The following is a 13,501-nucleotide window of genomic DNA, read 5'->3' as shown; positions in this document are numbered from 1 at the left end:
TTAGCCGGCTCAAATCATCTACGTTACAAACTATCCCGATAGGAATTCTACTCTCGTCGAATGCCCCAGACACCAAAAGAAGAACTCAGCCAGGTTGCGGCACTTCCTTTCCGGATCAAGGACGGCAAGGTCGAGGTGCTTCTCGTCACGTCTCGTGAGACCAAGCGCTGGCTGATTCCGAAGGGTTGGCCGATGAAGGGCAAGAAGCCTCACAAGGCGGCCGCGCAGGAGGCCGAGGAGGAGGCGGGCGTCAAGGGCGAGATCCGGAACAAGCCGCTGGGCTCCTACGATTACTGGAAGCGCCGCGCCGCCCATTTCGATCTGTGCCGCGTCAACGTCTATCCGCTCGAGGTCTCGAAGCAGCTCAAGTCGTGGCGCGAGAAGGGACAGCGCCAGGCCCGATGGTTCGAGGTCGAGGAGGCGGCCCATCAGGTCCTGGAACCTGCCCTGGCCGAACTCATCCGGAATTTGCCTGAGCATGTGCAACTCCTCGCGGCGGCGGAGTAGCGGCAGATTTTGCCGCCCGGCAGGGAACGCAAAGCCCCCCAAGAAGTCTTTCCACTGACGAATGCGGTCAAGCGGCGGAGCTTGGCCATCTGCAGGCATGTGAGGAGATTTCAATGAAGGCGCTTGTTTGGCATGGCACCACCGACATCCGTTGCGATTCGGTTCCCGATCCGCAGATCGAGCATCCCCGCGACGCGATCATCAAGGTGACGAGCTGCGCCATTTGCGGCTCCGATCTCCATCTCTACGACCATTTCATGCCGGGCATGAAATCCGGCGACATCATGGGCCACGAGACCATGGGCGAAGTCGTCGAGGTCGGCTCCGAGACCAAAGGCAAGCTGAAGGTGGGCGACCGGGTGGTGATCCCCTTCACGATCATCTGCGGCGAGTGCGAGCAGTGCAAGCGCGGCAATTTTTCGGTCTGCGAGCGAACCAACCGTAACGGCCACATCGCCGCCAAGGCCTTCGGCCACACGACGGCGGGTCTCTTCGGCTACACGCACCTGACCGGCGGCTATCCCGGCGGGCAGGCCGAATACCTGCGGGTGCCTTTTGCCGATACCACCCATATCAAGGTGCCGGACGGCATTCCGGATGAAAAGCTCCTCTTCCTCAGCGATATCTTCCCCACGGGCTGGCAGGCGGCCGTCCAGTGCGACATCCAGCCGACCGACACGGTCGCCATCTGGGGCGCAGGACCGGTGGGACAGATGGCGATCCGCAGCGCCATTCTCCTCGGCGCCAAGCAGGTGATCGTGATCGACCGGGTTCCCGAGCGTCTCGCCATGGCGGAGGCGGGCGGCGCCGTCACGATCAATTTCGACGAAGAGAGCGTCATCGAGCGCCTCAACGAGCTCACCAACGGAAAAGGGCCCGAGAAATGCATCGACGCGGTCGGCATGGAGGCGCATGCCGCCGGCACGGTGGATGCGATGTATGACCGGGTGAAGCAGGCGACCATGATGGAGACGGACCGTCCGCACGTGCTCCGCGAGATGGCCTATGTCTGCCGTCCCGCCGGAACGCTGTCGGTTCCGGGCGTCTATGGCGGTCTGCTCGACAAGATTCCGTTCGGCGCCATCATGAACAAGGGCCTGACCATCCGCACGGGCCAGACCCATGTGAACCGCTGGACCGACGACCTTCTGCGCCGCATCGAAGAGGGTCAGATCGATCCGTCCTTCGTCATCACGCACACCGTGTCCCTCGATGAGGGTCCGGACATGTACAAGGTCTTCCGCGACAAGCAGGACGGGTGCATCAAGGTCGTCCTCAAGCCCTGATAGGTGAGATCATGCGCTACGAAACCGAAAGAACGCGCCGCCGTGGTCATGCCGACACGGCAACTGACACTCTGGCCCGTGGCCTCGGGCTGTTCTCCATCGCTCTGGGGATTGCCGAGATCGCCGCGCCTCGCGCATTGGCGCGTACGCTCGGCATGAAAGGGCAGGAGGGGCTGATCGCCGGCTATGGCGTTCGCGAGATCGCCACCGGCATCGGCATTCTCGCTTCAAAAGATCCGACGCCCTGGATCTGGGGGCGTGTCGCCGGAGACGGGCTCGACTTGGCAACCCTTGCGACGGCCCTCGAAGGCAATAACCCGAAGAAGGGCAATGTCGGCATCGCCATGGCGGCCGTGGCCGGCGTGACGGCGCTCGATGTCTATTGCGCCCAGATCTTGAGCCGGGAAACAACGCATCCGCTGCCTCCGCTGCAGGATTACTCGAACCGCACCGGCTATCCGCGCGGGCTCGAACAGAGCCATGGAGCCGCCAGCGATTTCGAGGTGCCGCGGGACTTCCGCACGCCTGAGGCGCTGCGGCCCTACACGCAACCGGAAGCGCCTCGACATCCTCAGCCGTCCATGTAACTTCGCGGCATGGCAAAGCCGCAGGTTTTTACGATCGGATATGAGGGAGCGGACGTGGACCGCTTCCTCACCACCCTGAAGGACGCGGGAGTCGGCACCCTTGCGGATGTGCGGGCCGTCGCGCTCTCGCGCAAGCGGGGGTTCTCCAAGTCTGCCCTGCGCGATGCCTTGGCGAGTCAAGGCATCGGCTATCAGCATTTCATCAAGCTAGGCACGCCGAAGGAAGGACGCCAAGCGGCCCGTGCCGGAGACGGCGACCTGATGCGCCGGATCTACTGCAATGAGGTTCTGGCAACCGAACCGGCCCAGGAGGCTTTTGGGGAGCTGGAGGCCCTGGCCCAGGCTCAGCCGATCTGCCTCCTCTGTTTCGAGCGCGACCCTGCTAACTGTCATCGCCGCGTATTGGCGCAACGTCTCGAAGAAAGAGGCTTCGAGACGGTGGATCTGACCGTTCTCTGAGGTTACAAGACGGGCCAGAGGACAGTCATGCAGGCAATTGTCACGGCCGTGAGCAGCAGCTCCAGCCACAGCTTCAGCAAACCCAGCCGCGACGTCATCCAGCTTCTCGCCGGTCTCGGCGTCGAGGGCGACGCGCATCTTGGAACGACCGTCAAGCATCGCTCGCGGGTGGCCAAGGACCCGAGCCAGCCGAACCTGCGGCAGGTTCACCTGATCCATGCCGAACTCCATGATGAACTGCGCGAAGCAGGATTCGATGTTGCCGCCGGTGACATGGGCGAGAACGTCACGACCCACGGCATCGATCTGCTCGGCCTGCCGACGGGCGCGCGCCTTCACATCGGCCCGAGCGCCGTGATCAAGGTGACGGGGCTGCGCAACCCTTGCGTCCAGATCGACCGTTTCCGGAAAGGCCTCATGAAGGCCGTGCTCGGCAAGGACGAGCACGGAAATCTCATCCGTAAGTCCGGCATCATGGCGATTGTCCTGGAAGGCGGGGAGGTGAGACCGGGCGATGCCATCGGGGTCGAGTTGCCGCCCGCGCCGCACCGGCCGCTCGATGTCGTCTGAAAGCTGGGCTCGCGCTGAAACAAAACCGCGGTTGCCAAGTTGAACGAACTGCACTACGTTTGCGCATAGGTTTAATTTCTAGAGAGGGAGGACTGCATGGCTTCTATCCGCTTGCTGAACGTTCCTCCCGCGTCCAAACTTTAGTTCGGACCGTGCGGGGCTCCGAGGCCCGGCAAACCTTATCAAGCCTTCACAATTTATGATCTTCGAGCGATCTTGGGCGCGGTCAATGGGCGTTCCTTCTGTCGCTCCTTGAAATTCCGGGGAGAGGTGCGTGCTCCGAGCGCCGCCTGTTCGCTTCCATGAACCAGCAGAAGAAGAGCGGGGACGCCACCCGCGATGTCCTGAGATTCACATTCAGGCACTGGCGCAAAGAACCGCGCTACGTGGCGCTGATCGTCGCGACCATGATGGTCTCGACCCTGGCCGACGTGTTCATGCCCGTCTTCGCAGGGCGGCTCGTCGATGCCATCTCCATGGGAGGCGGCGACCATGACGCCGCCCTTCATGCGGCGCTCGTCGCGTTCGCCTTCATGACGGGCCTGGGCCTGCTCATGATCGTCATGCGGCATCTGGCCTTCTACGGCATCGTGGAGCTGACCCTGCGGGTCATGGGGCGCGTGGCGCAGGATGCGTTCGCGCGCGTCCAGCGCTTCTCGACCGATTGGCATGCCAATTCCTTCGCCGGCTCCACCGTGCGCAAGATCACGCGCGGCATGTGGGCGCTCGACCTGATGCACGACACGCTCCTCCTGGCGCTACTGCCGTCGCTCACGGTGCTCGCCGGCTCGATGATCGTGCTTGGCCTGCGCTGGCCGGTGATGGGCGTCGTCGTCGGGGTGAGCGCGCTCGCCTACATCGTCATGACGGGATTTCTTGCCACGCGCTATGTCGCGCCCGCGGCGCGGCTGGCGAATGCCTGGGACACACGCGTCGGCGGCACCCTGGCCGATGCCTTGAGCTGCAATCCCGTCGTGAAGGCGTTCGGCGCCGAGATCCGCGAAGACCAACGCCTCACCTGGGTTCTGCACAAGTGGCAGAACCGCACGCGCCGCCTCTGGCAGCGCGGCACCAACAGCGGCACGGTGCAGTTCATCGCGCTGCTCGGCATTCGCGCGGCCATCATCGGCACGGCGATCTGGTTGTGGTGGAACGACCGCGCGACGCCGGGCGATCTCGCCTACGTTCTCACCACCTATTTCGTCATTCACGGCTACCTGCGCGATGTCGGCATGCACATCAACAACCTGCGCCGTTCGGTGAACGACATGGAGGAACTCGTCGAGATCCATCGGGAGCGTGTCGGCGTGCCCGACCGTCCCGATGCGAAGCCGATCCGAATCTCGCGCGGCGAGGTCGCGTTCGACCGTGTCACGTTCCACTACGCCGGGCACGATACGCCGCTCTACCGTGATCTGTCGCTGACGATCCGGGCGGGCGAGCGCGTCGGCCTCGTGGGGCCATCGGGTTCGGGCAAGACGACCCTCGTCAAGCTCATCCAGCGTCTCTACGACGTGACGGGCGGGACGATCCTGATAGACGGTCAGAACATCGCGCAAGCCGAGCAGGCGTCCCTGCGTGCGCAGATCGCCATCGTGCAGCAGGAACCGATCCTGTTCCACCGCACCCTCGCCGAGAACATCGCCTATGCACGGCCGGGCGCGTCCATGGCGGAGATCGAGCGCGCGGCACGACTCGCCAATGCGCACGACTTCATCGTGAACCTGCCCAAGGGCTATTCGACCCTCGTGGGCGAACGCGGCGTGAAGCTCTCGGGCGGCGAACGTCAACGGGTTGCCATCGCGCGTGCCTTCCTGGCCGATGCCCCCATCCTGATCCTGGACGAGGCGACCTCCGCCCTCGACTCGGAATCGGAGATCCTGATCCAGCAGGCCATGGAGCGGCTCATGGTGGGACGCACCTCCATCGTGATCGCCCACCGCCTGTCCACGGTGCGCGCCCTTGACCGCATCCTCGTCTTCGACAAGGGGTGGATGGTGGAGGAGGGGGATCATCTTACGCTTTACCGCAAGGGCGGCCTTTATCGCCGCCTGTGCGATCATCAAGGGCTGGATCTCGCCAAGGCTGCCCGGTCCGGCATGGCCGCCGAATAGGACATCTGGACAAGATCCTTCTGGAATCTTAAGAAAAATCCCATGTTTGAAGTCAAAGACATTCCCCTCTCCGACAACAAGCGGGACTTCTATGCCTCGCTCGCCCAGCAGCTCACCGGACTTCTGGAGGGCGAGCCGGATGCGATTGCGAATGCGGCCAACATGTCGGCCCTGATCTACCAGTTCCTGCCGGACCTGAACTGGGCCGGGTTCTATTTCATGCGCGGGCCGGAACTCGTTCTCGGTCCCTTCCAGGGCAAGACGGCCTGCGTGCGCATCGCGGTCGGGCGCGGCGTGTGCGGCACGGCCGTGGAGCGCAAGCAATCCATCGTGGTGCCGGACGTCCATGCTTTCCCGGGCCATATCGCCTGCGACAGCGCCTCACGGTCCGAGCTTGTCGTGCCTCTCGTCAAGGACGGCCAGGTGCTCGGCGTGCTCGATCTCGACAGCCCCAACCCGAACCGGTTCGACGAGGAGGATCGCCAGGGGTGTGAGACGCTCGTGCGGATCTATCTCGCGGCTTCCGAGCTGTCGCTCTGAAACGGCGCGCATGCAGCCCTCCTACATCGACACCTATTACAGCCGCACCGCTGCCACGTCGGAACGCCATCCACCGGCGGCGGGTCGCATCGAGGCGGATGTCTGCATCGTCGGTGGCGGGCTCGCCGGCCTGACGGCCGCGTTGAAGCTGGCGCGCGGCGGGCGCAAGGTCGTGCTGCTCGAAGCTCACCGCGTGGCCTGGGGAGCGTCGGGCCGCAACGGCGGTTTCGTGTCCGCCGGCTATGCTACGGGGCTTGCCGCCATCGAACGTCGTGTCGGACCCGATCAGGCGCGGGAGCTGTTCCGCCTCTCCATGGAAGGCGTGGAGATCGTCCGCGGCAATATCGATGGGCTCGGGATCGAGGCTGCGCACCCGATCCCCGGCATCGCGAAGGCGCTGCGCTACGACTCGCGCGGAGCTCTCGAACTTGCAGGCGAGCGCCAGCAGCGCGAGTTCGGGTTGCAGTTGCGCTACTTACCCCGGGATGAGGTGCGAGAGCTTTTCGTCTCTCCCAAATATCACGAGGCGATCCTCGACGAAGGCGCGTTCCACTTCCACCCGCTGAACTATGCGCGCGCGCTGGCCCGCGAGGCGTCACGGCTGGGCGTTGCGATCCATGAGCATTCGCCAGTGATGGCCGCGGATCTCGACGGCGCCCGCAAGATCGTTCGCACGAAAGGGGCCGAGATCGCGGCCGAGCACGTGGTGTTCGCAACGGGCGGCTATACCGGTGGCGTGCTGCCTGCGCTGAAGCGAGCCTTCCTGCCGATTGCCACCTACGTCCTGCTGACCGAGCCGGCGCCGGAACTGATTCAGGGCGCCATCCGGACCCGGGCAGCCATTCTCGACGATCGCCGCGCAGGGGATTATTACCGGCTCGTCGACGGTGGAAATCGCATCCTCTGGGGTGGACGCATCACCACGCGTACGACCGACCCGCGTGACATTGCAACCCTTCTCAGGCGCGAGATGGTGGCCACCTATCCGCAGTTGTCGGGCTTGCAGGTGGAGATCGCCTGGTCGGGTCTGATGTCTTATGCCAGGCACCTGATGCCGCAGATCGGTCAATGGAAGACGGGTGTCTGGTACTGTACGGCCTTCGGCGGCCACGGCATGAACACCACCGCCATCGGCGGCACTGTCGTTGCGGAAGCTATTATGGGCGAGAGCGATCGCTGTCGCCTCTTCGCGCCCTTCGATTTGGCATGGAATGGCGGGGTTCTCGGCCGTGCAGCGATTCAGCTCACCTATTGGAGCTATCAGGCCGCCGATGCAGTCAAGGAATTTCGTGCCCGGTAAGATCTGGCAGTTGATACCAAGTTACATTTTTGCGGCGGATGCGACGACCCAAAGGCAGCTGATGCTGAACGCGAGAGCGATCACGTTCAGGAGATAGGCCAAGGCATCGTTGGCCGGGTGGCGTTTTTCCGTTTCTTCCATCGCACTTCCTTTCAAGTCGGAAGGTCTTGCGATTTGGATAATGCCTAAGCTCGCTTTCTGTCCAGATGGTTAACACATAATTTTCGGTCAACCGCCGATCAAGCCGTGGATCGTACCGAGGCGTCGGCTCTCGCAGGAGCAGTCGTTCCCGCTGGAAAGAGGCTCCGCAATCCAGCACACCCCCTTCGGAGTCACGCAGGTAGCGCCTTGGCTAGTACCCGCCCGGGTGCGCTCGTAGGCGCGCAGCCGATGCTCACGGAAATAGGTGCGTTCATTCGTGTGGAAGGGGGCGGCGAGATCCGTCTCGGGGAGCGACGTCTCGCTGTCGGCCGCGAGAGCAATGGCCGGAACGACCGATCCGACAATGAGGGCGAGGCAGGCAACGACGGATGTTTTCACTCACGGCTCCCAAGGTCGAAACTGTTCGGCGGCTGGCGCAGCCACTCCTCGCACCATTGCCCACCGGAAGGCAATCCGGCTCCACGAGGGAGCCGGTCACAAAAACCTGATCACAAATAGAAGTCGCCCTTCGACAAGGCGGAAAGGCCGGCGACCTTGAGCTTGAAATCGACGATTGTGTCGCCGTTCACGTCGGCCGACAGGGTGCCGGCGGTAAAACGCAGCTCTCCGGCCTTGCCGTGGAATGCGGACTTTCCGATGAAGGTAAAGGCCTGATTGCCTACGACCTTGGTGTTGGCATCGATGCCGCGCAGATCGATTTTGTCCGATCCGCGACGGAAATCCTGGATCGTATCGAAAGACGATCCGCGAGAGTCGTTCAGGCTTTGAAAGATGAACGTATCGGCTCCGCTCCCGCCGATGAGCACATCCTTGCCAGCCTGCCCGTAAAGTTTGTCGTTGCCGGCGCCACCGTCGAGCCTGTCGTTGCCGCTACCTCCGAACAGCGCGTCGTTGCCGCTCAAGCCATAAAGCTTGTCGTTGCCGCCATTGCCGCGAAGCGTGTTTGCGATCTCGTTGCCTTTGATCACATCTACCGCGGAGCCGCCGGATGCGTTCTCGATGAGGGAACGCGTGTTGCCCTGATAGAGAAGGGCGTTGGCAATATTGCCGACGGCAAGCTTGGAGCCGTCCCAGTTCAATTTGGCCCGCTGTTCCTGCGACGTGATCGTCCATGAACCCGGTTGCAAGTCGATCGTGAGGGAAGTGGCGTAGTTGGTAAAGCTGTAGGTGTCGACGCCGCCGCCATCCCAGACGGTCAGCAGGATCTGATTGCCGCCGGGCGCGCCCTGGCCGACACCGTTGACGAACATCTCGCCCGTCGTCGCACTCCAGGTGTATGTCGTGTTGCCGCTGTTCGTGGCATAATTCGCACCGTACAGTTGCTGTACGGCCGCAATATCGTACATCATCAGCGACTGCGCATAGCCCCAGGTCTCGTTGGTGTAGCCCGTGCTGATCGAGGCGCCCGCATAGGAGCGGTAGCTCATGACGGTATATTCCATGCTGTCCCGATCGAGCGGCATGCCGTTCTCGTGAGAATGCTCGAGCCCGAGAGCGTGCCCGATCTCATGCACGATGGTGAGATAGGCATAATTGCCCTTCATCGGGCTCGCATAGCTGAGACTGGAGTTATTGACCCAGACGTCTCCGCCTGTCGCATTCGTGCTCGGAAAGTAAGCCCAGGCCGTATTGGGAAGGTCCGATTGCGCAAAGCGCAGATCCGCCGATGGGCCGCTCGCCCCGCCCCATTCCGTGAATGTCAGATTGCTGACGGCGGAATAGAGATTCAGCGCCGCGCGAGCGGTGGCCTGCTGCGTCCCATTGAATGCGCCAAACCCCTTCGCCGACTCGCCGTCTCCATAGGATGAGCCGTAGGAAGTGGCTGTCGTGGGAAAGCTGTAGGTCAGGTTGCTCGGCACCCACTTGATGGAGCCAAGAACGGCATCGATATAGATGTTTCCCGTGGAGGAATATGTCTCGACAGCAGGCATGGTTCTTCAATCGAATAGAGATGTTGGTACGGCAAAGGTTCGCGCGAGCTGTCGCCTGCAACCAGTAGGCAGCTTTGCGTTCAGAGAGTAAAATCCGCCGCTTTCGAAAAGCTTAAGCTTACAGCTTTATCGCGCTTTTGATTTTATTGTTACAATAAAACAATGAACGTTGATGGATGCATGATCCAGCAGATATTTTTACTTGAATTGAACTCGCGAGCTCTTGCGCCAGAGCCTCTAGATGATTTGCGATAGGACTAAAAGGGCATCCGCCCGGAATTTGGCGCGCTCGACAACATGCCGCATGGTGTCGTTCCGTGGATTCTGAGCGCATCGTGCGGACCCAGAAGGCCGCGGCAACGATAAAGTGGGCCCCGTTTTTCGCATCCAACGATGCCCAACCAAGGGTAGGAGCATCGGATCACACGATGCCCTGCGGTTCGCGCCATGCGATGCGCTCGTCAAGGAATGGGGCGTCGGACTCGGTTCCGGTACTTTAGGACGCGCGACCCTCGCCTCGTCCGGAGGGCCTTAGCGGGAGATCCGGCTTGAAGTGAAGCTGCGGCTTGAGAGACGGAGCTGTACCTGCGGGGCGCTCCCCGCCAGCTCTTTTTCCGCGAGACGCAATGGCTTCCTGAGCCAAGAGGCGGATGTCTTCAAGACGCCATTCCTCGCTCAGCCAGGTTCTGCCGATTACTTTCAGGATTTTCTCAAGCGCCGCATAAGGATCTGTGATCTCGGACGCGCCGGCCACGTTCTTCATGATTTGTCCCCCTTATGCCGAAGGTTTTCCCCCGGTCATTCTGGCTGGAATGCCTGCCTTGAGAGGCAGGTGTTCCATAGGCACAAGTATTGCAAAGCCGCAGTCTGAAAGAAACTGCACTTTCGGACAGGTTTTAATGCGGAAAATATGCGGCGGCGCATTGCGCGGAACGCTTGGCCCGGAGCGGGATTAGAACCGCCGTGCCACGGGTTTTGGCTGGTGCTGCCAGAGAGGATCGAACTCTCGACCTCTCCCTTACCAAGGGAGTGCTCTACCACTGAGCTACGGCAGCGCGCCAACGGGGAGGGCCGCTTACTGCCACAGGGCAGCCCTCCATGCAAGCTTGAAAATGATCTTTATTCGGCAGCCTGGATTTTTGGCTCCAGTGGAAGCCGGAGTGCCGTCCAGACTTCCACCAGGGCGGCCGCCAGGGCATCGATATGGGCGTTTGAGTGGAAGGGGCCAGGCGTGATGCGCAGCCGCTCCGTGCCGCGGGGCACGGTGGGATAGTTGATCGGCTGGATGTAGATGCCGTGCTTGTCCAGCAGACGGTCCGAGGCCGCCTTGCAGGACTCCGCGTCGCCCACCATCACCGGCACGATATGCGTGACCGTGTCGAGGACGGGCAGGCCGACGCCGGTCAGGACCGCCTTCGTACGGGCCACCTGGCGCTGCTGCTGCTGGCGCTCGGCGGAAGATGCCTTGAGGTGCCGGATCGAGGCCGTGGCCGCCGCGGCGACCGCCGGGGGCAGGGCGGTGGTGAAGATGAAGCCCGGGGCGAAGCTGCGGATGGCGTCCATCACCGCACGGTTGCCGGTCAGATACCCGCCCATGACGCCGAAGGCCTTGCCGAGGGTTCCCTCGATCACGTCGATCCGGTGCATGGCGCCCTCGCGCTCGGCGATGCCGGCGCCGCGCGGGCCGTACATGCCGACCGCATGGACCTCGTCGATATAGGTCATGGCGCCGTAGCGCTCGGCAAGATCGCAGATGGCGTGGATGGGGGAGATGTCGCCGTCCATGGAATAGACGCTCTCGAACACGATCAGCTTGGGCCGGTCGCCCGCCGCCCGGAGCAGCTCTTCCAGGTGCTCGAGGTCGTTGTGCCGGAAGATCGCCTTGTCGCAGCCGGACTGGCGCACGCCCTCGATCATTGAGTTGTGGTTGAGCGCATCCGAGAGGATCAGGCAGTTCGGGATCAGCTTGGCCAGCGTCGAGATGCCGGTCTGGTTCGAGACATAGCCCGAGGTGAAGACGAGGGCCGCTTCCTTGCCGTGGAGATCGGCAAGTTCGGCCTCGAGCGCCACGATGGGGTTGCTGTTGCCGGAGATGTTGCGGGTGCCGCCGGCGCCGGTGCCGAGCCGCCAGGCGGCCTCGACCATGGCGCGGGTCACATCCCGGTTCTGGCCCATGCCGAGATAATCGTTGGAGCACCAGACGGTGATGGGGCGCGGGCCCTCGGGCGAGTGCCAGATCGCCTGGGGATAACGGCCGGCCAACCGCTCGATATCGGCAAAAACGCGGTAGCGCCGCTCGGCCTGGAGGCGGTCGAGGGCTGACGTGAAGAAGTTCTGATAATCCATCATCTCACCGGGTGGGCAATGCAATGCCCGGGGATCCTGGACCCATTATGCCAGATCGCATTGATCCGGGTCAAAGTCCTGAACCGTGATATTGCGGTTGAGAGCCGCTTGCGAAGCCTCTATTTGATAAAGGCGACGATGGGTCGCGTGAACCATGACTGACGTGAAATCGCAAGAGAAAGCTGACCGGCTGAAGGCGGCCTTGAAAGAGAATCTTAAGCGTCGCAAGGCTCAAGCTCGCGGACGGCAGGCCGTGAAGGCGCCCGGAACCGAAACCGGGAGCTTGAGCGTTACGGACGAGCGCGACAAGCCGTCCGACTAGCCGGAAGGGCTCAAGGCGCGCATAGCGCATGGCTCGCTAAAAGTATTGCAAGGGGAATTCGATGGATCGCATTCGCATCCGGGGCGGCGCGCCTCTCAACGGCTTGATTCCGATTTCAGGTGCCAAGAATGCGGCCCTGCCTCTCATGATCGCCAGCCTTCTGACGGAGGAGACCCTGGAGCTCGGCAATGTGCCGCGCCTCGCGGATATCTCCTCCCTCCTGCGCATCATGAGCAATTTCGGCGTCGATCACTCGATCGCCGGCCGCCGGCCCGGCCAGTCCTCGGAGACGGGGCAGACCATCCGCCTGACGGGCAAGAACATTATCGACACCACGGCGCCTTATGAGCTGGTCTCGACCATGCGGGCGAGCTTCTGGGTCATCGCCCCCCTGGTGGCCCGGTTCGGCCATGCCAAGGTGTCCATGCCCGGCGGCTGCGCCATCGGCACCCGGCCGGTCGACCTCCTCATCATGGCCCTCGCCAAGCTCGGCGCGGCCATCGAGATCGAGGCTGGCTATGTGGTGGCGACAGCCCCGAAGGGCCTGATCGGCTCCGAGATCGACTTCCCCAAGGTGACGGTCGGCGGCACCCACGTGGCCCTGATGGCCGCGACGCTGGCCCAGGGGACCACCGTGATTCGCAACGCTGCCCGCGAGCCCGAGGTGGTGGATCTGGCTGAATGCCTCATCAAGATGGGCGCCAGGATCCAGGGTGCCGGCACCTCGGAGATCGTGGTGGAAGGCGTGACCAGTCTCGGCGGAGCCTCCCACGACGTCATGCCGGACCGGATCGAGACCGGCACCTATGCCATGGCGGTCGCCATGACGGGTGGCGACATCGTCCTGGACAATACCCGCCCGGATTATCTCCAGGCAGCTCTCGACGTCCTGGGCCAGGCGGGAGCCGAGGTGTCGCCGACCCATGGAGGCATCCGCATCCGGCGCAACGGCAACGGCATCCAGCCGGTAGACGTTACCACAGACCCGTTCCCAGGCTTTCCAACCGACCTGCAGGCCCAGTTCATGGCTCTCATGACCCGGGCGAACGGCACGTCCCGCATCCGCGAGACGATCTTCGAGAACCGCTTCATGCACGTGCAGGAGCTCGCCCGCCTCGGCGCGCAGATCCGCCTCGACGGGGACAGCGCCTATGTGGACGGCGTCGCCGGTCTCAAGGGAGCGCCGGTGATGGCGACGGACCTTCGCGCCTCCGTGTCGCTCGTCATCGCGGGCCTCGTGGCCGAAGGCGAGACCACCATCAACCGGGTCTACCATTTGGATCGCGGCTTCGAAGCACTTGAGGCCAAGCTCGCCCGCTGCGGCGCTCAGATCGAGCGTCTGAGGGGCTAAGACGACTGGGCCGGCATCAATGCCGG

Annotated in this window: 12 protein-coding genes and 1 tRNA gene; 9 read left to right on the top strand and 4 right to left on the bottom strand. The window is 62.9% G+C overall.

From position 1 onward, the window contains the following. Window positions 1–60: 60 nt before the first annotated feature. From AB4097_RS09060 to AB4097_RS09025, 8 genes are all read left to right on the top strand, one after another. A complete protein-coding gene (locus AB4097_RS09060) occupies window positions 61–507 on the top strand; it encodes an NUDIX hydrolase (RefSeq protein ID WP_442038640.1) in 447 nt (148 codons plus the stop codon). A 113-nt stretch (window positions 508–620) separates the two neighbouring features. After that, complete coding sequence (locus AB4097_RS09055; protein WP_442038638.1) at window positions 621–1,793, top strand: zinc-dependent alcohol dehydrogenase; 1,173 nt, start codon at window positions 621–623, stop codon at window positions 1,791–1,793. A gap of 11 nt (window positions 1,794–1,804) precedes the next feature. Then, entirely contained in the window at window positions 1,805–2,380 is a 576-nt protein-coding gene (locus tag AB4097_RS09050) for a cyclase dehydrase (RefSeq protein WP_442038636.1), read from the top strand. Window positions 2,381–2,389: 9 nt separating this feature from the next. Next, window positions 2,390–2,839: a DUF488 domain-containing protein gene (locus tag AB4097_RS09045; RefSeq protein WP_442038634.1), complete on the top strand. Its 450-nt coding sequence runs from the start codon at window positions 2,390–2,392 to the stop codon at window positions 2,837–2,839. A 27-nt stretch (window positions 2,840–2,866) separates the two neighbouring features. Next, entirely contained in the window at window positions 2,867–3,409 is a 543-nt protein-coding gene (locus AB4097_RS09040; RefSeq protein ID WP_442038632.1) for an MOSC domain-containing protein, read from the top strand. A 302-nt stretch (window positions 3,410–3,711) separates the two neighbouring features. Further along, on the top strand, window positions 3,712–5,523 hold the full coding sequence (locus AB4097_RS09035; RefSeq protein ID WP_442038630.1) for an ABC transporter ATP-binding protein: 1,812 nt from the start codon (window positions 3,712–3,714) through the stop codon (window positions 5,521–5,523). Window positions 5,524–5,565: 42 nt separating this feature from the next. Continuing rightward, the gene (locus AB4097_RS09030) at window positions 5,566–6,063 is read left to right on the top strand and encodes a GAF domain-containing protein (protein WP_442038628.1); all 498 of its coding nucleotides are present in this window, start codon (window positions 5,566–5,568) and stop codon (window positions 6,061–6,063) included. A 10-nt stretch (window positions 6,064–6,073) separates the two neighbouring features. Continuing rightward, entirely contained in the window at window positions 6,074–7,363 is a 1,290-nt protein-coding gene (locus AB4097_RS09025; RefSeq protein WP_442038626.1) for an NAD(P)/FAD-dependent oxidoreductase, read from the top strand. Between the two features lie 228 nt (window positions 7,364–7,591). On the opposite strand, the gene AB4097_RS09020 is transcribed toward AB4097_RS09025, so the two are convergent. The 4 genes from AB4097_RS09020 to hemA all read right to left on the bottom strand — a co-directional run bounded on the left by AB4097_RS09020 (window position 7,592) and on the right by hemA (window position 11,802). Continuing rightward, entirely contained in the window at window positions 7,592–7,903 is a 312-nt protein-coding gene (locus AB4097_RS09020; RefSeq protein WP_442038624.1) for a hypothetical protein, read from the bottom strand. A gap of 110 nt (window positions 7,904–8,013) precedes the next feature. Continuing rightward, entirely contained in the window at window positions 8,014–9,456 is a 1,443-nt protein-coding gene (locus AB4097_RS09015) for a M10 family metallopeptidase (protein ID WP_442038622.1), read from the bottom strand. Between the two features lie 980 nt (window positions 9,457–10,436). Further along, a tRNA-Thr gene (locus tag AB4097_RS09010) sits at window positions 10,437–10,511 on the bottom strand. A 64-nt stretch (window positions 10,512–10,575) separates the two neighbouring features. Beyond that, window positions 10,576–11,802, bottom strand: coding sequence for a 5-aminolevulinate synthase (hemA, locus tag AB4097_RS09005; protein WP_442038620.1), 1,227 nt, complete (start codon window positions 11,800–11,802; stop codon window positions 10,576–10,578). Window positions 11,803–12,185: 383 nt separating this feature from the next. On the opposite strand from hemA, the gene murA reads away from it, so the two are divergent. Next, window positions 12,186–13,475 carry a UDP-N-acetylglucosamine 1-carboxyvinyltransferase gene (gene murA, locus AB4097_RS09000; protein ID WP_442038618.1) on the top strand — a complete coding sequence of 430 codons (1,290 nt, stop codon included), beginning with the start codon at window positions 12,186–12,188 and terminating at the stop codon, window positions 13,473–13,475. Window positions 13,476–13,501 lie beyond the last annotated feature (26 nt).

This window comes from Microvirga sp. 2MCAF35 (assembly GCF_052115545.1).
Classification (GTDB): domain Bacteria; phylum Pseudomonadota; class Alphaproteobacteria; order Rhizobiales; family Beijerinckiaceae; genus Microvirga.
This window is presented reverse-complemented; position numbering and strand designations above follow the sequence as displayed.